14 protein-coding genes are annotated in these 18,552 nt (G+C 32.4%); 1 reads left to right on the top strand and 13 read right to left on the bottom strand.

The window, feature by feature from the left end:
• Positions 1–31: 31 nt before the first annotated feature.
• Complete coding sequence (gene gldC / locus G0Q09_RS02405; protein ID WP_038335027.1) at positions 32–358, bottom strand: gliding motility protein GldC; 327 nt, start codon at positions 356–358, stop codon at positions 32–34.
• Between the two features lie 17 nt (positions 359–375).
• Positions 376–1,425, bottom strand: a complete 1,050-nt coding sequence (gldB, locus tag G0Q09_RS02410; RefSeq protein WP_219033845.1) for a gliding motility lipoprotein GldB — start codon at positions 1,423–1,425, stop codon at positions 376–378.
• A 100-nt stretch (positions 1,426–1,525) separates the two neighbouring features.
• Here gldB and nadE point away from each other — a divergent pair, with 100 nt between their 5' ends.
• The gene (gene nadE, locus G0Q09_RS02415) at positions 1,526–2,320 is read left to right on the top strand and encodes an NAD(+) synthase (protein WP_219033846.1); all 795 of its coding nucleotides are present in this window, start codon (positions 1,526–1,528) and stop codon (positions 2,318–2,320) included.
• Between the two features lie 105 nt (positions 2,321–2,425).
• Here the strand turns inward: nadE and G0Q09_RS02420 are convergent, their stop codons facing one another.
• The 11 genes from G0Q09_RS02420 to ccoS form a co-directional block, all read right to left on the bottom strand.
• Positions 2,426–2,905, bottom strand: coding sequence for an immunity 26/phosphotriesterase HocA family protein (locus tag G0Q09_RS02420; protein WP_219033847.1), 480 nt, complete (start codon positions 2,903–2,905; stop codon positions 2,426–2,428).
• A 184-nt stretch (positions 2,906–3,089) separates the two neighbouring features.
• A complete protein-coding gene (locus tag G0Q09_RS02425; protein WP_219033848.1) occupies positions 3,090–3,470 on the bottom strand; it encodes a VanZ family protein in 381 nt (126 codons plus the stop codon).
• Complete coding sequence (gene gcvH, locus G0Q09_RS02430) at positions 3,463–3,843, bottom strand: glycine cleavage system protein GcvH (protein WP_219033849.1); 381 nt, start codon at positions 3,841–3,843, stop codon at positions 3,463–3,465. The genes G0Q09_RS02425 and gcvH overlap by 8 nt, the downstream gene beginning before the upstream one ends.
• Positions 3,844–3,863: 20 nt before the next feature.
• Positions 3,864–11,057 carry a T9SS outer membrane translocon Sov/SprA gene (gene sov / locus G0Q09_RS02435; protein WP_219033850.1) on the bottom strand — a complete coding sequence of 2,398 codons (7,194 nt, stop codon included), beginning with the start codon at positions 11,055–11,057 and terminating at the stop codon, positions 3,864–3,866.
• Positions 11,057–11,638, bottom strand: coding sequence for a Holliday junction branch migration protein RuvA (gene ruvA, locus G0Q09_RS02440; RefSeq protein ID WP_219033851.1), 582 nt, complete (start codon positions 11,636–11,638; stop codon positions 11,057–11,059). The genes sov and ruvA overlap by 1 nt, the downstream gene beginning before the upstream one ends.
• Positions 11,639–12,170: 532 nt before the next feature.
• Positions 12,171–12,887: a sulfite exporter TauE/SafE family protein gene (locus G0Q09_RS02445; RefSeq protein WP_219033852.1), complete on the bottom strand. Its 717-nt coding sequence runs from the start codon at positions 12,885–12,887 to the stop codon at positions 12,171–12,173.
• Positions 12,872–13,315, bottom strand: a complete 444-nt coding sequence (locus G0Q09_RS02450) for a FixH family protein (protein WP_219033853.1) — start codon at positions 13,313–13,315, stop codon at positions 12,872–12,874. The genes G0Q09_RS02445 and G0Q09_RS02450 overlap by 16 nt, the downstream gene beginning before the upstream one ends.
• Positions 13,316–13,319: 4 nt before the next feature.
• The gene (ccoG, locus tag G0Q09_RS02455; protein WP_219033854.1) at positions 13,320–14,801 is read right to left on the bottom strand and encodes a cytochrome c oxidase accessory protein CcoG; all 1,482 of its coding nucleotides are present in this window, start codon (positions 14,799–14,801) and stop codon (positions 13,320–13,322) included.
• Between the two features lie 103 nt (positions 14,802–14,904).
• Positions 14,905–15,852, bottom strand: a complete 948-nt coding sequence (locus G0Q09_RS02460; RefSeq protein ID WP_219033855.1) for a cbb3-type cytochrome c oxidase N-terminal domain-containing protein — start codon at positions 15,850–15,852, stop codon at positions 14,905–14,907.
• A gap of 196 nt (positions 15,853–16,048) precedes the next feature.
• Entirely contained in the window at positions 16,049–18,316 is a 2,268-nt protein-coding gene (gene ccoO, locus G0Q09_RS02470) for a cytochrome-c oxidase, cbb3-type subunit II (RefSeq protein ID WP_219033856.1), read from the bottom strand.
• Positions 18,316–18,480, bottom strand: coding sequence for a cbb3-type cytochrome oxidase assembly protein CcoS (ccoS, locus tag G0Q09_RS02475; RefSeq protein WP_019974626.1), 165 nt, complete (start codon positions 18,478–18,480; stop codon positions 18,316–18,318). The genes ccoO and ccoS overlap by 1 nt, the downstream gene beginning before the upstream one ends.
• Positions 18,481–18,552 lie beyond the last annotated feature (72 nt).

Here is an 18,552-nt window from a genome sequence, read left to right on the forward strand (position 1 = left end):
TTCGACTTAAAGTTTTTATTTGGTTAAAATCTTAACCTTTAATTTTTGAAGCAATTGCGAATTCTTCTGCAAAAGCAGCGATTCTTTCTGCAACTTCTTTTTCCTCTGTTGCTCTTTCGTAAGAACTAGACATTGAAATTAAAATTTGGTGAAAGAAACGTTTCATATCATCTTGTGTCATTTCTTTTGTCCACAAATCGATACGCAAAGCCTCTTTTGCTTTATCATCCCAAACAGAAAGTAACATTGCTTTTGTTTCTTCGTGACTAATTCCACCGTCTGGTGCATTCCAAGTCATTTTTTCTGGTACGTGATTTTCGTCCAATTCAATCTCTACCGTAATATTTGTTGTTCTCATAACTTCTAATTATTAGTTTATTTCACAAAATGGTAAACTTTACCATCAATTGTTTTTGTTGTATAATTTGTTGAATTATTACTTTCTAAAGCTGGCTTATATTTAGAATCTTTGAAGATTTTTTGACCATCCATATCATCTAACAAAGCTTTCAATTCTACCTTCGGATTCTCTTTCATGTATTGGCGAATAATTTGCAAACCAATCCAAGCCGCAATTCTTCCTGGAGAATCTTGTTCTATTTCATTATTAAATTTTGAAAATGGACTAACTGCTAAAAAGCGTTTATCCAAAGAAGCATCTGAACTGAATACATAATTTTGCTCCACAAAAAAGTTCCAAATTTGACCTTCGTTCTCAATACACCACTGAATTTGTTCTGGCGTGTAACCAACTTTATATTCGTCTGGTGTATCTGTTAACAATGCATCTTGCAAAATCAATTTCTTCCCTTCATAAATCATTTTATCAATAAATAATTGATTTCTTGGGCTAAATGTTACCACATCATTCGCAATTGCATCAACAGCTTGAGAAGGCAAACGATTAAAATCTAAATTTGTGCGTAAATAACGTTCTACGCCAATGCTATCATATAATTTATTCTTTGACCCCAAATACGCATCCATCGCAATAAACATCAAGCCAGATTGCTGACTAAACATCACAGGATAATCTATATTTTGTAAACCTGATGAATAGGTATAAACCGTCGGAATTTTATATTCTGGAAAATAAAATTGGTAACGTTGAAACATCGGAGTTAACGATTCATTTAAGTTTTTAAAATCTCCAAAAACCTTTCGAGATTGTCCATAAATACTCAATTCTTCTTTATTACGACGTTGACTTTCCCATACATCATCCGCAGTTTTTGCATCAAAAAAGAAAGGATAATCTTTTCGTAAAGTCGCTAAAGGAATCGAATCGTTAAAAAAATCTTGGCTGATATCATGAATATTCAACTGAACATTTTGTTCTTTGACATCCACTTCCCACGATTTTTCTTTTTTGCACGCAGTAAATAAAATTAAACTCGCAAAAGCTAAGCCATATACAAATTTCATTGCTTGGTTATTTAGCTAACAAAAATAGTAAAATAATCTGTAGTATTTTCAACCCTAATTTTTTTCATAATCTGCTATCTTTGAAATAAATTATTAAACTATGCAAACTGAAAAAGTTGTAGAATATATTGTTTCTTGGTTGAAAGATTATTTGGAAACAGCGCACCAAAAAGGCTTTGTGATTGGAATTTCGGGCGGAATTGATTCGGCTGTAACCTCAACACTTTGTGCGATGACAGGCTCCCCTTTACTTAATTTGGAAATGCCAATTCATCAAGAAAAAAATCAAGCGGATAGAGCAAAACGTCATATTGAATGGTTAAAAAATAAGTTTTCGTCGCCAATCGACTCGATAGAAGTTGATTTAACCTCAACTTTTGACGCAATGGTTTCGGCTTTACCAGAAACAAAAACGACGGATAAAGTGAATTTAGCGTTGGCCAATACACGCTCTCGTTTGCGTATGACGACACTTTATTATTTTGCTGGTTTACATAATTATTTGGTTGCAGGAACAGGAAATAAAGTCGAAGATTTTGGCGTTGGTTTTTATACGAAATATGGTGATGGCGGTGTAGATCTTAGTCCAATTGCAGATTTAATGAAATCGGAAGTGTATGAAATTGCTGAGTTTTTAGGCATTAATACCGATATTCAAAAAGCAAAACCGACTGATGGTTTGTTTGGCGATGACCGTTCGGATGAAGATCAATTGGGTGCAAATTACGATGAATTGGAATGGGCGATGAAAGCGAAAGAAGCAGGAAAAACTGCAGATAAATTTGAAGGAAGAGAAAAGGAAGTTTTCGAAATTTACTCGAGATTAAATCGTATTAACCAACATAAAATGGTTCCGATTCCGATTTGTGATATTCCAGAAGAATTGATGAAGTAAGTAGCGGTAAGCAAAAATTATTTTTTATAGTTTAAAAGCAAGCGAAAGTTTGCTTTTTTTTTCAACTTTTTCTATAAAAAATGAACCTTTCATACATTTACAATCTTAAGGAAAAACTCTATTAAACAGTTCTCTATCATTCTCTAACCATACACAAGGAACATTATTATAGAAATCTCTTACTCTATCTTCAACATGGTTTTTATCCCAAACAGCTGCTCTTTCTAATCCTATGATTTCATTTTTTGTTATTGGAACTATCTCTCCTGTATTTGGATTATATAATTCAAAATTAGTTGGATTTAAAGCATCTTGAATAAAGTTCATTGGTAAAACCTCCAATTCTTTTCTTATATCTAATTTCCCTACTTTTGGCCATTCTCCTTTCGTAATAATTTGGTCAAAAACGGAAATTATAAATAATATTTTTTTATCTTTTAATAAGTTTAAATCTACTATTTTATCTACCGATTTATAATCAAAAAATACGTAACTCGATTTTCCTAAAATTTGAGCATATATATAGTACCTATTATCAATAGATATCTCTAGAATACTTCCTTTTGTTATTCTTTGGCTTTTCATATTAAATATTAATTACATAAAATTAATAAAAAATCTCAAAAAAAATAAATTTTGGTTCTGTCATTCTGAATGTAGCGCTAGCGGAATGAAGAATCTAAGATTCCTCCTGACGTCGGAATGACATTTTCTTAGTTTACATTTGAGAAATCAAAAAAATATACTAAAAACAAAAAACTCAGTAATACTACTGAGTTTTTTTATGTTGTAAATAATATGTTATTGCAATATATGCGAGGGCGATTCCGGATAAGTTTGCCATTAAATCAACAAAATCAAAACTACGATGAAGCGATGTTAAAATTCCTTGTAAAATTTCGATGAGGAAACTTACCAAAAACGGAATTATCATCAAGCGTAGGTTTGTTAATTTGTATGCGACAAATAACAAAATCGTCATCATCCCAAACATTCCACAATGTACTATTTTATCAAAATTATCAATCTTAAAAAAGATTCCTAATTCTTCGATTGTACTTAATTTAGAGAAATTTTCTTGTGGAAGTAGCGTCAGATAAAACACCAACGCTACATATGCAAAAAATATTATTTTCTTTGTCTTATGCACCGATTAATTCTCCGTAAGCAGCTGCATCTAATAAAGTATCTAATTGAGAAGCATCTTCAATTTTAACTTTGATAATCCACCCTTTTCCGTAAGGATCAGTATTGATTAATTCTGGCTCACCTTCTAATTCAGTGTTAAATTCTACAACTTCACCGCTAATTGGCATAAATAAATCAGAAACTGTTTTTACTGCTTCTACTGTTCCAAATACTTCTTCTTGACCTAAAGTTTCTCCTTCTGTTTCTACGTCAACATAAACAATATCTCCTAACTCTCCTTGTGCGAAAGCTGTAATACCGATTGTTGCAAAGTCTCCTTCTACAGAAATCCACTCGTGATCTTTACTGTACTTTAAATTGTTTGGAATGCTCATAATGTTTGTTTTATTGTTTTTTAATTTCCGAATGTAAAGGTAGCACTAAATCCGGCACGAATTTGAGAAATTGGAAAAGCTGTTGAAATTTTATATTTACTCATCATCTGATCCCAATAGAATCTCAAGTTCAAATTCTTACTTACGTTATAATCTGCCGTTAACTTAAACGTCATAATTCGCTGTCCACCTGTAATTTGCGAATCTCCATAAATACTTGTTGGTATGTTTGGATTTTGTGCGTCATCAAAATTATAAATTACTTTTCGAATTGTTGTTTGATTATCTCTTAATGAGAAATCTCCACGAATATTTAAATCACCTTTGATTGTTTTCTGATTTCCTTGGTAACGAATCTTCATTTTGAAATCTTTGAAAATATACCCAAATCCAATAATATATTCAGATCCATAATCTTCTGTATACGTATAATTTGTTGTACTTAATGATAATAAACGATCTCTGTTATATTGTGCACGTAATTGCATACTGTTACGGAATGTTAAATCCACTCCCAATAATGGTGAAAATGATTCGATCATCGTAACCGCTCCATATAAATTCTGTGTATAGAAGTTTCCGTTTTCATCTTTACCAGTCACTTGTCCACCACCCATAATTCCTGTATCTAACATAAAGTTTGGATTGGACTGAATACCAGTTGTTGTATATGTCGAATTATATGAACTCGAAACCTCAACATTATCAAAATATTTATTAATAATTGGAACAGATTTCAATCCTGTGTACGTTACGCGCCAATTCGGAACTGGAATAGAACGATTGTACCCTAACTTAGACGAACCTGCATCTTTTCCTTGGACTGCCGCTAAAAAGGCTGGTAAAAGTACATCAGAACTTCTTGCATTAAATCCTTCGTAATAACCAAGTCCATCTACATTTCCGCTACCTCTTTTTTGTGCTAAACGTCCAGAAATAGTTTTAGTATTTGTTAGAAATTGCTCAAAAATTGCATCTCCATCTTTGAAAGCTGTTTTGATATTTACGGTCGAAATATTAAGATTTGCTAATTCATCGATGTAAGGATTTTCGACTGCTAAATTGAATCCTGAATGATAAATACGACGATCTTTTGTACGTTTTGCATTCAAATCAATTCGTAAATCTGGAATTGGCTCAATCAAAGCAGTTCCATTAAAATCAGAACCTTTTGTTATTTGATACGCATCCGTCATCAATTCATCTCCTACAATCAATCCTCTTTCAACTAATTGTCGTTTGATATCGAATTGCGTTCCATAAACAAAACCTAAAGTTGGTCCATTTTTACCATCAACACCAAAGAAACCTGGCTCATACAATAATCCTGGAATTACAGCTCCATTTGTCTGATTATACGTAAAATTAGCACGCTTTAGTGATGATAAAACCATCCAACCATAATCTTTTGCTGTAAATTTATGTTTGAATTTATAAGCTGATTTCTTATTTGTACGACGTTTTTTAGCAAATAAATTTGTATAAACTGTATTCAACGAATCTATTTCTGCTCGACGTCCTTTTAAGATCGAATCGTAACGTTTGTATCCTTTAAATTCCGGATAAAATTTTGCAAAATCTAAATCTCCCATCAAGTTGATCGAATTCGAGTTTTGAGCTGTACCTCTACCTAAATTCGCAATTCGTGTTGATGTAGAACCATCAGGATTTGTAACTTCTGTCTCAAAATTTCTGTAAGCAGTAGAAGTTGCAATCCAGTTATAATTCGAAGTAAATCTAGCTTCAACATTCATCCAATTTAGATATGGGAAGAATTTTAAAGGTAATTTATAATTCACCTGAAATTGTTGATCATACTGAACTGGACGTCCAATTGTAAACATATTTTGCCAAATCATATCTTGATCTGCACGCTGGAAAGTTGTTCCATCATTCAACGTCATTGTCGAAGATGTTAAATCTAAACGCAACGATTTTGTCAAATCAAAACCTAAATTATATTGCCAATTGAACAAGAAATTGTTACTATATGTCGGACGCATTAAGCTCGAAGAACTTCCTCCTCCTAAATATTGACTGATATCTCGATATTGTCTTTCGCTATATGTACGCGCAATCTCTGTACGGAAAGAGAAACGTGTTGGCAAAGGATTCACATTAAATTCACGAATAAATTGTAAATATTTTCCTGATTCCTCTTTTGGTTGAACCGCACGCCATTTTTTGAAAGGCTCGTACGATTTTCCTCTAAATCCGTAATTATAATTAATCGACGCTCTTAATTGTTGGTTGATGTTATATTGCGTGTAAATATCACGGTAATAATTATCCGAATACATCATCGAAACTGAAAAGTTAGATGGATCATAGAAACGAACAGGGTTGTTGTTATTTGTTGATCTAACTTTTCGAATATTATTAAAAGCAAAACTTTTGAACTGCGTATAAGTACGAACAACTTTTTCTAATTCAGCTTTATTAGGCGCTTCATCAAAAATAATATCATTGTCTAATGGATTATATTTTGGATCGACAAAACTTTCCTGAATTGTAAAATTAAATGGAATTTCCATTCCCCATTTTTTAGGTAAAAACTTGTCTAGTTTTACTTCTGTATTTAAAGCATATTGTATTGTTTGATCTTGATTTCTAGATGAAGGTCCTTGATCTATCGCTCCAAAACCAACAGAACTTGTATTTCCTGAAACTTGAACATTTGCAAAATCACCTAAATTAAATTGAATATTTGCTGATCCTGCATAACCACCTTTATTATCAATTTCTCCTAAACGTAATTCATTAATCCATAACAATACTTCTTTATCTGATGCTCCTGATGTGTTACGAACTCCAATCATAATTGAAGAGACATTACCCAATGTTGGTCGACCTTTTACATAAACAGTCTTATTTGGATTATCTGTATCAAATGGATAATTGTAACGTTGTAATGTACTAAAATTATCTAAATCTCTTTTTTTCTTGGCATCTGTAAATAAATCTGTTGTTAAATTTATAAAGTTATCATCTGGCCAAACTGCACTTTCTGTAGTAGAACTTTGAGGTGTATATTTTAGAGGCATCTCATATTCGTAGTAGTTATCTGTATAATCGCTACCTAAACGAATAAATAATTTTGTCCCATTATCAATCGCATTTGACGCTCTATCTAATAAGTTTTGAGCAGATACAAACATTTGTAATTTTTTATATCTTCTTAAATCTAGATTTGTATTCTTAAAAATAGCTTTTGATGTACTACCAGGCTTAAATTTAGCTTTCATTGTCATAGAAGCTTCATTTTGTAATTGAAAACCTGTTGTTCCTTGTATTTGTTGACGATTAACTCCTGGAGGAATCATATACGCTGGTCTATCTGTAGAGTTACGTTCTACACTAACTTCTCCTATTTCTAAATCTCCAACATTTACATCATTTTCATAACCTTCTTGATTACTTATAATGTAAGGATAAATATTTTTTGGATAACGTCTCCATTCAGAACGAACTAAGTCAAATGTACCAAAACGTAAAGTTGTTTGTTCTTGAAATCCTCTCATTACAACACGCATAAAACGAACAGAATTAAGAACACTTTCTGCTTGAGAAATAGAAGTTGGATTATTTAATTCCTCAACACCATCTCCATCAATATCTAAATCATAGCTATCAACTGGTATTCTTATTTGATACCATTTTACTTTTTTAGTTGTCTTATCAGGAAATTCAGCATCAACTTCTTTTCTAGCAACAATAAAATTATTTTCTGTATCAGCTAAACTTTGTCTAGTTATCTTGAATGTATATTGATTATAATTTTCTGTTTGATCTAAATTAAAATCTCCATTTATATCTTCTGTATCAGGCACTAAAGAAGATGCATGTAAAGGATTGTCTGTTGAATTATTCCCTTGGGGGTTACGGAAGAATCTGTAACGACCTTGAACAGTATTTCCTATAGGAGCAGAATTATATCTATCATCTAAGTAAAATAAATAATTATCATTTGCAGGATCTAATTCTCCTGTAACAATGTTATTACTTGATATTCCATATTTTTGTGCTTCTTGCTGATCAGTTAATCCATTAAAACCTAAATCTTGTTCTTTTCTAGCTTGTCCATCGGTATCAAATGCATACAATATAGGATTTAATTGTGGTGTAACCCCCCAATTTGTTTCTACAGTACTTGCACCATTATTTGAGTGAGGTAAACCATTTTCGTACATCATTTCTCCATCTTTCAGAATATCTTCTGAAACATTTCCTAAATGAAGCAATAATTCTCCATCTCCTCCATCTCCATCAGCATAAGGATCCATCATCCAAAATTCAACGTATTCAACATTTGAATCTTTAAAATTAGATACAGTAATTGGACGCATCATTGCTCCCCAATTCTTTGTATCTGTAGCATTTGGATTTACATTATATGGACCTCTTTCGTCTGGATAAAATGTCATGTCTAATGTATTGATGTATGAATTTGTTCCAGCCATAACATCCATTTGATTAAAAATCTCTTTCAATTTTACTCGACGAGATTTATTTGTTGACATTTGTTGATCAGTTAACGGCTTACTTCCACTTAATCCATAAAAACGTGGATCAATATTATACCAAGAAAGCATCTTTCTACCATTATTAAATGATAAATCATCATTTTTATTTCCATTAGGGAAAAATGGGTGAAAGTTATTTAAAGAATAACCTGCAGGTTTTCCTGGCGTTGATCCAAATTTCCATGAAGTTACATCTAATAGACTAATACGTGATTGAGCTTCTTCAAAATCATCAATATAAGAATATCCATCTGTAACCTTATTTACACCAGGCATTAAATAAGCTGCTTCTGCCTGAACTGTAATATTTGACATTTGATCTGTCTTGATTCCTGGAATTTTATTTGTTAATCTAGTTAGCCATTCAGCCTCAGAATTATATTGAGTATTTAAACCAAAAATTGTATTATTCACAGGTTCTGATCCAAATTGAGTTTTTTGTGTAACTGGACGTTCTTGGTAATTAATTAATGTACCTCCTAACATAAATTTATCACTAAATTTATGTTCTACATTCAAACCTATAAAACGTTTTTTCTGCAAATTAAATGTAGATTGATTTTCTAAGCTTACATTGATAGCAGCACCAGAATTTTTTAATTGTTCATTTATAATTTTTACACGACCTAATTGATAATCTACTGTATAATCTACTCCTTCTGTTAATGTAGCTCCTCCTGAAGTCACTTTTACAGAACCTTGTGGAACATTGAAAGCTCCTAATGGAATTCCATCAGAAACTGTCCCTTTATATCTACCTTCTAATGTATATCTGTTTGCAAGTTTTTCTCCTGATAATGTATTTGGTAATTGCTTATAAATTTGTTCAAAAACATATTCTTGATTTTGACCTTTTAACTTATTATCTAAATATTTACCAAAAGGCTCTACAGATGTAAAAACAATATTTCCTCTTTCAGTATCTATTGTTAATCCTGATTGAAAATCAAATAATCCATCACCATAACTACCGTCAGGGTTTTGTTGTAATTGACCGTTTGAATTCAATCTATCCATATTTAAAACTTGTAATAAAGATTGTTCAGAAACTGCTGAATTTGGTAAATAATTTAATTTACCAGAAGATTGTTCTCCATTATCTTTAAAATTAATATTTAATAAAAAATCTTCACTAGAAAGACCATAAGCATTTAATGAATAAATATTTTTCATCATTAAATCCCATGAAGGAGAATTTACGTTAACAACAGAATTAGGTTTTACTAATTTTGTAATAAGAGGTAATGCTGTTTCATCAGACATTTGACCTACAGAATATAATTTTATAGGATCAGAACTTAGAGAATATTGAAAAGAAACAGCTAATAAATCATCTCCATCAACCAACGGAGTATTTAAAGATATATATCCTAATTTTGGATAAAATGTATATTCAGAAGCATCTAATTTTCTTACATTTTCATTTACGACAAAGTTTTCTCCATCTTGAAATTGCTCTCCATTATAAGAATATGAATTTAAGAAATTTCTTGCATCACTGATTGAATTAAAGTTTTGAGACTTTATAGAATTATAAAGAGGGTTGTTTACATTATTTGGAACACCATTACTTTCTGCAATATCTCTTAAAGCTATAATAGAACGCCTACTTTGCTGGTTACCACCTGTTTTGTCTATTTTCCATACTTCTATACGTTGTATATTTATATTACTATTTATAGCTGGATAATTAGATAGAGCTCTATCATAATTATTTCTAAAATATTGTCCTAAAAAAAAGTGTCTATTATACTCATATTTTTCAGCAGCAATCTTAAAATCAGTCATTGCTCCTCCACCTTGAACAACAATATTTTTAGATTCTGATCTCTGTTCAGAGAATACAGCAGTAACATTTGTTTTTCCAAATTTAAGATCAGTTCTAACTCCAAAAAGCGATTGAGCACCAGTAATTAAAGAAGTACTAAGGGGCATAGAAATATTTCCAACTTCTACATTTTGAAGAATATCATCTTCTCCTCCAAATGGATCCAATTTATTCCCCAAAGCCTTTCTCCACTGAAGTTTCATTTGATTTTCGAAGCCAAAACCAGCTTGCGTATCATAATTCACTTTCATCTGAAGATTTTCTCCGACTTTACCCAAAATACTCAATTGCATACGTTGATTAAGATCCATTGTAAGCGTTTGACGGTTTTGTGGCAACAACATTGGGTTATCTATCTTTTGCAAGAAAACACCCAATTCTAAATTTGCATAACCTTGCGGAATCAATGAGATTTCTGATCCACCAAAAATAGTTTCGAAAGCTTTCGATTTCACCTTAAAACTTGGTAAAATACTTCCTTCTTTTTTTCCTTCCTTATCTCCAAAACGTTCTTCACGATAAAATTGATCGTTGGTTTGAGATTTTGTACGGAAATAATTTTTCATGTCTTGATTCTGAACCAAAGTCAGGTATTCTTGACGTGTCAAATAGATAGGTTCGGAAACTAAACTTGTTCCAATTTGAGGATATAAAATATACTGACGCTTTATCGCATCATATTGTACATCGTATTTTATTTGATTATCTAAAAACAATCCACCTTTTTGATCTCGGATAGGAAACTTAAGCGTATCACTTTCCTGAGCCATAACATCGCTCATAGTTCCCATTGCAAAAAGGAAACACAAAGCTGCTATAGTAGAGCCTTTACGAATAGTTTTTGGTTCGTTATGAATCTTCATTAAATTTTCTTCAAGGTTTCTTTTACTAAGAATTCCACGTCTGCATCTGGCTGATCTTGTAGGATTTTGTCCATAATTTTCTCTGCAGATTTTTTAGGAATTCCTAAAACTTCTAAAGCAGATAACGCTTCATTCTTAGATTTATTTTTAACCGAAGTAGAATTAACATCTAATATTAAATTTTGATCCAATTTATCTTTCAAGTCAATGATAATTCTTTGCGCTGTTTTAGCTCCAATTCCTTTTACACTTTGCAATAATCTGGCATCTTCTTGAGCGATTGCAGTTGCAATTTCTTTGGAAGAAAGTGTCGAAATAATCATCATTCCAGAAGCTGGACCAACACCGTTAACACTAATTAATTTCTGAAAAATTTCTCGTTCTAGTTTTGTTGCAAATCCATAAAGTATATGCGCATCTTCGCGAACGATCAAATGTGTAAAAATTGTAACCAATTCTTCGTGTTCTAAAGTAGAATATGTATTTAGTGAAATATTGACCCAATATCCGACCCCATTGCAATCTATTACAGCATTTGTTGGATAAATCTCGATTAATTTACCTCTTAATTGTGTTATCATTTTGACGTTTATTTAGTTACACTACATATAGTGATAACGTCAAAAATACGATTTATTTTGTAAGGATGAAAGTATTGATTTTAATGAAAGCCTTGTCAAGATTTAAATCTTAACAAGGCTTCAATTGATTTGAATTAAATATTTTGAGAAATCAATTTTTAGTTTTTCATATTGTTGTTGGTTTGAAATATAACCGTCAGTACTAAACGGAGGAAATGTAAATACAGTTTTAAAATAATCATTTGAATACCCTTTATCACTCACTAATAGGATTATTAAACGTTACTCTCGTTTTAAGACTAGAACATCTTAATTTATCATCATAATTTTTATCAAATGAATAAGGTAATGGTTCAAAATAACCCTCATAATTTTTTTCACAAGGATATAATCCGTCAGATTCTAATGGACTTTGTTCAAATACTTTTCCAAAATGTTGAACTATAAATAATATTATTATTGAAATTAATAAGGATAAAATAATAATTTTTGAATTTTTCAAATTCAAAAATTCAATTAATTACAAATAAATTTACATACAATGCTCATCCATTCCATTTAGCTGAAGTGCTTCTTTGGCTGGTGAAATGAAAGGAATGTTTAATTCTAATCCGCGAAGGATAAATAATACACCCAAAATAAGTGTGATAATTGGTAAGATTTTTAAGATCGTTTGACGCTGTTTCACTGATAAAAAATTACCAAATAAAACGGTTGCAAACATCAAAGGCAAAGTTCCAAATCCGAAGAAGAACATAAACATCGCACTTTTGTAAACTGATCCTAAACCAATGGCAGCTGTAAGTGAAGCATAAACCATTCCGCAAGGTAAAAGGCCATTTAATAGACCAACTATATAAAGTGAGGAAGAATCTTTCTTGATTAAGAATTTACCAAGAGAGAGTTTTACTTTTACCATCAAGGCGTTAACAGGGCGAAGTTGCGTAGCACCATTTTCGTAGAATTTTGGAATCATGACCATAATAATCATCAAAACTCCAATCAAAATACTTAAGTAATTTTGTAATCCAACAAATGAAAATGATTCACCAATCAATCCTAAAATTGCGCCTAAAATTGTATAAGTGGTTACACGTCCTAATTGATACGTCAAATTACGAAGTGTAAATTTTAGTTTGTTTTGAGATTCTAATCCCAAAGATAAAGCAATAGGCCCGCACATCCCCACGCAATGCAGGGACGATGTAAGACCTATGGATAATGCTATGATAACTATTGTGAAATCCATCGAATGGACTTTTTAATCAAATAAGTTTGATTATTTTCTTTCCAGCTTAAAGTTAATTCGTATTCTCCGTCAATTAACTTAACAGAAGGTACTAAGAAATTTTTTCTGTCTGATAATTTGATTGCTGTTTTAACGTCTTTCGTTTCGTTATCATTTCGCATCAAATAAATATCCCCTTTAAAATCGGCAGCTGTATTAGCTGGAAATTGAAATAAAAATCCATTTGCTTGTACAAGAACTTCAGGTTTTTCAGCTAAAGCATTTGCACGTTTTTCAGCATTTATTTCATCCTGAAAATGAATTTCTTTTTCGTAATAATCCTCGGTTACCATTCCGCCTGTATCTCCTGCAAAATATAACAATGATAGAATGAATATCATAAAACATCCCAAAGCAATTGCTACATAATGTCCCCAATTTAACTTCATATGATTAATATTTGAATGGAGCTGAGAAGCTCGTTTCGTATTTATCGATTACTTTTCCTTTTTGATTAACTAAGCCAATCACTACTTTTTCTTTGTACGATTTGACTTCATTCATTGGAATTTTCAAGAAGAATTTTCCTTGAATGATTTGACCTTTTTCCATGTTCAATTTATTCTCACCTTCGTACATTTCTACTTTTGAGTTTTTGTGTGATAGCAATTGAACAGTTACAATTTGATCTGCATTCGTTTTGTTGTACAATGTATACTCGAATTGATTAACGTAGTATTTTCCTTCTACTTTATAATCTGTTCCAGGAACTTTAAGGTATTTAGATTCTACATCAGAACGAGAGAACAAGAATGCTGTCATTGCTCCAATTAATAATAATAAGGCAAATGTATAAGCTGCTAAACGTTTCGTGAATTTGAATTTTTCTCCACGTTTAATATCATCTTCAGAAGCATAACGAATCAATCCTGTTGGTAAACCAACTTTTTCCATTACTTCGTCACATGCATCAATACAAGCTGTACAGTTAACACATTCTAATTGGATACCGTTACGAATATCAATTCCAGTTGGACAAACAACTACACATTGACCACAATCTATACAATCTCCTTTTCCTTCTGCTTTACGGTCTTCGTTCTTTTTGAATTTTGCTCGACCAGCTGTTCCTTCACCACGTTTGAAATCATATGTTACATTGATTGTATGTGCATCAATTAATACGCCTTGGAAACGTCCGTAAGGACAAACCAATGTACATGCTTGTTCACGAAACCATGCAAAGATGAAATAGAAAGTAGCTGAGAAGAAAACTAATCCAACCAATGTTCCTACATTTTCTGCAGGACCTTCTTTTATTACATCATACAATGCATCAGCTCCAATAATATAAGCTAGGAATACATTTGCGATAATAAATGAAATGATTGCGAAGATGGTCCATTTCAGTAATTTTTTACGAATTTTTTCTTCGTCCCAATCTTGCTTATCTAATCTTATTTGTTTTGCTCTATCTCCTTCTATGGCGTATTCTATTTTTCGAAAAACCATTTCCAAGAAAATAGTTTGTGGACATACCCATCCACAAAATAAACGACCATAAGCCATGGTGAATAATACGATGAAAATAATTGTCGTGATCATTCCTAAAGCTAAAAGGAAGAAGTCTGATGTAAAAAATGGAAAACCAAATAAAATGAATTGACTGTGCAATACATCAAATTTGAACAATGGATTTCCATTAGGTAATTTAAAGAAAGGCGTTAAGATTAATATTGCTAACAATACATAACTTACATACGTCCTATAATTTGTAAACTTACCTTTTGGTTTTTTAGGGTAAACCCATTTACGCTCTCCTGTTCGCTCCATAGTTCCAATGGAAGTACGTACATCTTCGTTCATTTGGCTGTTTTCATCCAAATAATCGTCTAAATTAAATTCATCTTTTGGGTCAGAATTTTGAACACTCATTATAGTGAATTTTAAATATATACAAATTTACGACTAAAAAAGAAAAGAGAGCTTATAAATAAGCTCTCTTTCAATATGATATTTGTTGTAATTATTCAATCAATTACTTTTGTTTCCATGCTTCCATTAAGTCACCTTGAGGAGCAGCTGCACCTTCTGCAACTGTTTTCGTAGGTTCTTTTTGGTTGATGTAATATACGTAAGAAGCTACTTTCTCAATTGCTAATCCAGATAACTCTTTACGTTGTCCAAATGCACGCATTTGAGGATTGTGTGGAGATCCATTGTAAACAATGTGATAAATATTTTTGAATAAACTATCTTCTACATGATTCACCCAGTAATCATCAGTTAAGTTTGGTCCAATACCTCCTTTACCACCTTCCATGTGACATTGAGTACAGTTTTGTTCGAAGATCTTTTTACCTTGTTCTACAATTGCAGGATCATTAGATTTGTTTACAGCTCCTGTGATATCAATATCATTTGCAACTGCCCAAATACTATCTTGTGCATCTTTGTAAACCATTTCTTTTTCGTATTCTTTGTCCATGTGAGCAAAGTCTGTAAAGCTATAAGCCATTACATAAACCACCATAAACACAACACCAAAGTAGAATAATGATAACCACCATTGTGGTAAAGCATTGTCTAACTCTTTGATTCCGTCAAAACCGTGATCTAAGATAATAGATTCTTCTTCTTCGTCTGATTGTTTTTTACCAGCACTACTGAACAATCTTTTGAAGTAACCTATTTTACCATCTTCTAAATATTTAGCTTGTTCTTCTTCAGATAATCTTTTAAATTTCTCTGCTTCAACAACTTTATTTAAAGCATTGATAATTAAAAGCATCACGATTGCAACTGCTAATACTGCCCAGAAAATTCCTTGCGCAAACACATGTTTCAAGTGCTCCAATAAATTGTGCATCATTCCTTGAAAACCTGGTTCTGGCACCACATCTACTGGCGTCACCATTGTAAACGCTAAGATTACTGCTAATAGCGTTAATGGGATAAATATATAAGCTGGGGTACGTTGTCTCATTTTGTATTATTTTTTTCGTTCTCTTCTGGTTCTAAATCTAAAGCTGCTGACTCGTTGTCTTTGTAATAACCTTTCGGTTTTTTCATTACTTTTACAAATATCGTTACAAAGACTGCTATGAATCCAATAAGGATCAATGTCTGCAAGAAAGATGCATACTCATACTGAGAAAGGAATTCTTTATAATATTTTAACATTAGTTACTTGCTGTCTCTACTTGTTCAGCTTTTATATCTGTTCCTAAACGTTGTAAATATGCGATTAATGCTGTAATCTCACGATCTCTTAACGGAACAAACTCTTTACCTTGTTGTTTAGCTTCTGCTTCTTTCTTAGCGTATAACTCTTTCAAGTCAGATGCATCTTTAAAGATAGTTTGCTCAATTGCTAAAGCTTGTTTGTTCATAGAAACTTGCATACTGTCAAAATCTTCTTGTTGATAAGGAACTCCTAATGCAACCATAGATTTCATTTTATCACGCGTTAACTCACGGTCTAATTTATTTTCAATTAACCATGGGTAACGTGGCATGATAGAACCATCTGATGTAGAACGTGGATTCCACATATGTTTGTAATGCCAAGCGTCTGGGTTTTTACCTCCTTCGCGGTGTAAGTCTGGACCAGTTCTTTTAGAACCCCATAAGAATGGGTGATCGTAAACAAATTCTCCTGCTTTTGAGTATTCACCATAACGTTTTACTTCATCACGGAATGGACGAACCATTTGCGTGTGACAAGCATTACATCCTTCTCTAATATATAAATCACGTCCTTCTAACTCTAATGGAGTGTAAGGTTTGATACTTGCAATTGTAGGTACGTTAGATTTTACTACGATTGTAGGAACAATCTCTACTAATCCACCTACTGCTAAAGTTAATACAGCTCCGATTGTTAACACGATTGGTGTTCTTTCGATCCAAGAGTGTACGCCTTCTCCTTGTGTACGCGCTGCTGTTTTTGGAGCCAATGCAGGAGCTTCTGCTTCTTCATTTGCAACAAAGTGTCCAGATTTTACAGTTTTCCAAACATTGATAATCATTAAGATTGCTCCTATTAAGTATAATGTTCCACCAAATGCACGCAATGGATATAACCATTGTTTAAGAATTGTAACTGTTTGTAAGAAGTTACCATATTCTAATGTTCCATCTGCTGCGAATTGTTTCCACATTAAACCTTGTGTCCATCCTGCAACATACATAGGAATTACCCAGAATAAGATACCGAAAGTACCTATCCAGAAGTGCGCATTAGCCATCTTAACAGAAGCTAATTTTGTATTGAATAATTTTGGTGCTAAATAATAGATCATACCAAAAGCGATAAATCCATTCCATCCTAAAGTACCTACGTGTACGTGAGCAGGAACCCAGTCTGTAAAGTGACCAATTTTATTTAATGTTTTTGTTGCTAACATTGGACCTTCAAAAGTAGCCATACCATAACAAGTTAAGGCAACTACGAAGAATTTCAAAATAGGATTTTCTCGTACTTTATCCCATGCACCACGTAATGTTAATAAACCATTTAACATACCTCCCCAAGATGGAGCGATTAACATGATAGAGAAACCTGTTCCTAAAGCTTGTGCCCAACCTGGTAATGCGGTATAAAGCAAGTGGTGAGGACCAGCCCAAATATAAATAAAGATTAATGACCAGAAGTGGATAATAGATAATTTGTATGAGAATACAGGTCTATTAGCTGCTTTTGGTACAAAGTAATACATTAATCCTAAGATAGGTGTCGTTAAGAAGAATGCTACCGCATTGTGTCCGTACCACCATTGTACTAACGCATCTTGAACTCCAGAATACAATGAATATGATTTCGGAGCCGTTAAGCTAAATGTTACAGGGATTTCTAAATTGTTAAACACGTGTAACATTGTAATTGCAGCCCAAGTTCCGATAAAGAACCAAATTGCTACATACAAATGACGAACACGACGTTTAGCAATCGTTAAGAACATTTGTGCTCCAAACAATACCCAAACTAAAGCGATTAAAATATCAATTGGCCATTCGTGCTCAGCATACTCTTTAGAAGTGTTGTATCCTAAGATAAATGTTACAAATGATAATACAATAAATAATTGCCATCCCCAGAAAACGATCCAGCTTAAAACATCGCTGTACATTCTGGTTTTCAACAACCTTTGCATTGAATAATAAGCTCCGGTAAAGAACGAGTTTCCAACAAACGCGAACACCGCAAATGTTGTGTGAATCATTCTTAATCTACCAAAACCAAGTGTCCCTTGTGAATTGATTAAGCCTTGGATGTTCCCTCCGATTGTACCATCATCCGATCCGAAGATGTATTCTGGTAACGTTGGAAAAAACAACAAAGTTGCAACCAATACTCCAAAGAAAAATGCCATAACTGCCCAAAACAATGTGGCATAAAGGAAATACTTTACGATCTTATTGTCGTAACTAAAAGTCTGCATTTGCATTATGAGTCGATTTTATCTTGTGTTTTTTTATCATCTTTTAACATTCTCACTGCTGGGGATTCATCCTCATCAAATTGTCCTTTCTTATACCCTAAAAAGAATAAAAGAAGGAAAATTGCCCCCAAAGAGACACTAACTAATATCATTAATAATAATATCCCCATAGCTCCACAAAATTACAAAGCCCTAAGTTCTTATCACAATGATTTTGGTCAGAGCAGTATGTATAACTCTAA

The organism is Empedobacter falsenii (assembly GCF_019308355.1).
Taxonomy (GTDB): domain Bacteria; phylum Bacteroidota; class Bacteroidia; order Flavobacteriales; family Weeksellaceae; genus Empedobacter; species Empedobacter falsenii_B.

Excerpts from the sequence above, each read along its gene's own strand:
- nadE (WP_219033846.1), top strand. The coding sequence starts at position 1,526 with ATGCAAACTGAAAAAGTTGTAGAATATATTGTTTCTTGGTTGAAAGAT.
- ruvA (WP_219033851.1), bottom strand. The coding sequence starts at position 11,638 with ATGATAACACAATTAAGAGGTAAATTAATCGAGATTTATCCAACAAAT.
- sov (WP_219033850.1), bottom strand. The coding sequence starts at position 11,057 with ATGAAGATTCATAACGAACCAAAAACTATTCGTAAAGGCTCTACTATA.
- G0Q09_RS02450 (WP_219033853.1), bottom strand. The coding sequence starts at position 13,315 with ATGAAGTTAAATTGGGGACATTATGTAGCAATTGCTTTGGGATGTTTT.
- gldB (WP_219033845.1), bottom strand. The coding sequence starts at position 1,425 with ATGAAATTTGTATATGGCTTAGCTTTTGCGAGTTTAATTTTATTTACT.
- gldC (WP_038335027.1), bottom strand. The coding sequence starts at position 358 with ATGAGAACAACAAATATTACGGTAGAGATTGAATTGGACGAAAATCAC.
- ccoO (WP_219033856.1), bottom strand. The coding sequence starts at position 18,316 with ATGCAAATGCAGACTTTTAGTTACGACAATAAGATCGTAAAGTATTTC.
- G0Q09_RS02445 (WP_219033852.1), bottom strand. The coding sequence starts at position 12,887 with ATGGATTTCACAATAGTTATCATAGCATTATCCATAGGTCTTACATCG.
- ccoS (WP_019974626.1), bottom strand. The coding sequence starts at position 18,480 with ATGGGGATATTATTATTAATGATATTAGTTAGTGTCTCTTTGGGGGCA.
- gcvH (WP_219033849.1), bottom strand. The coding sequence starts at position 3,843 with ATGAGCATTCCAAACAATTTAAAGTACAGTAAAGATCACGAGTGGATT.
- G0Q09_RS02420 (WP_219033847.1), bottom strand. The coding sequence starts at position 2,905 with ATGAAAAGCCAAAGAATAACAAAAGGAAGTATTCTAGAGATATCTATT.
- ccoG (WP_219033854.1), bottom strand. The coding sequence starts at position 14,801 with ATGAGTGTTCAAAATTCTGACCCAAAAGATGAATTTAATTTAGACGAT.
- G0Q09_RS02460 (WP_219033855.1), bottom strand. The coding sequence starts at position 15,852 with ATGAGACAACGTACCCCAGCTTATATATTTATCCCATTAACGCTATTA.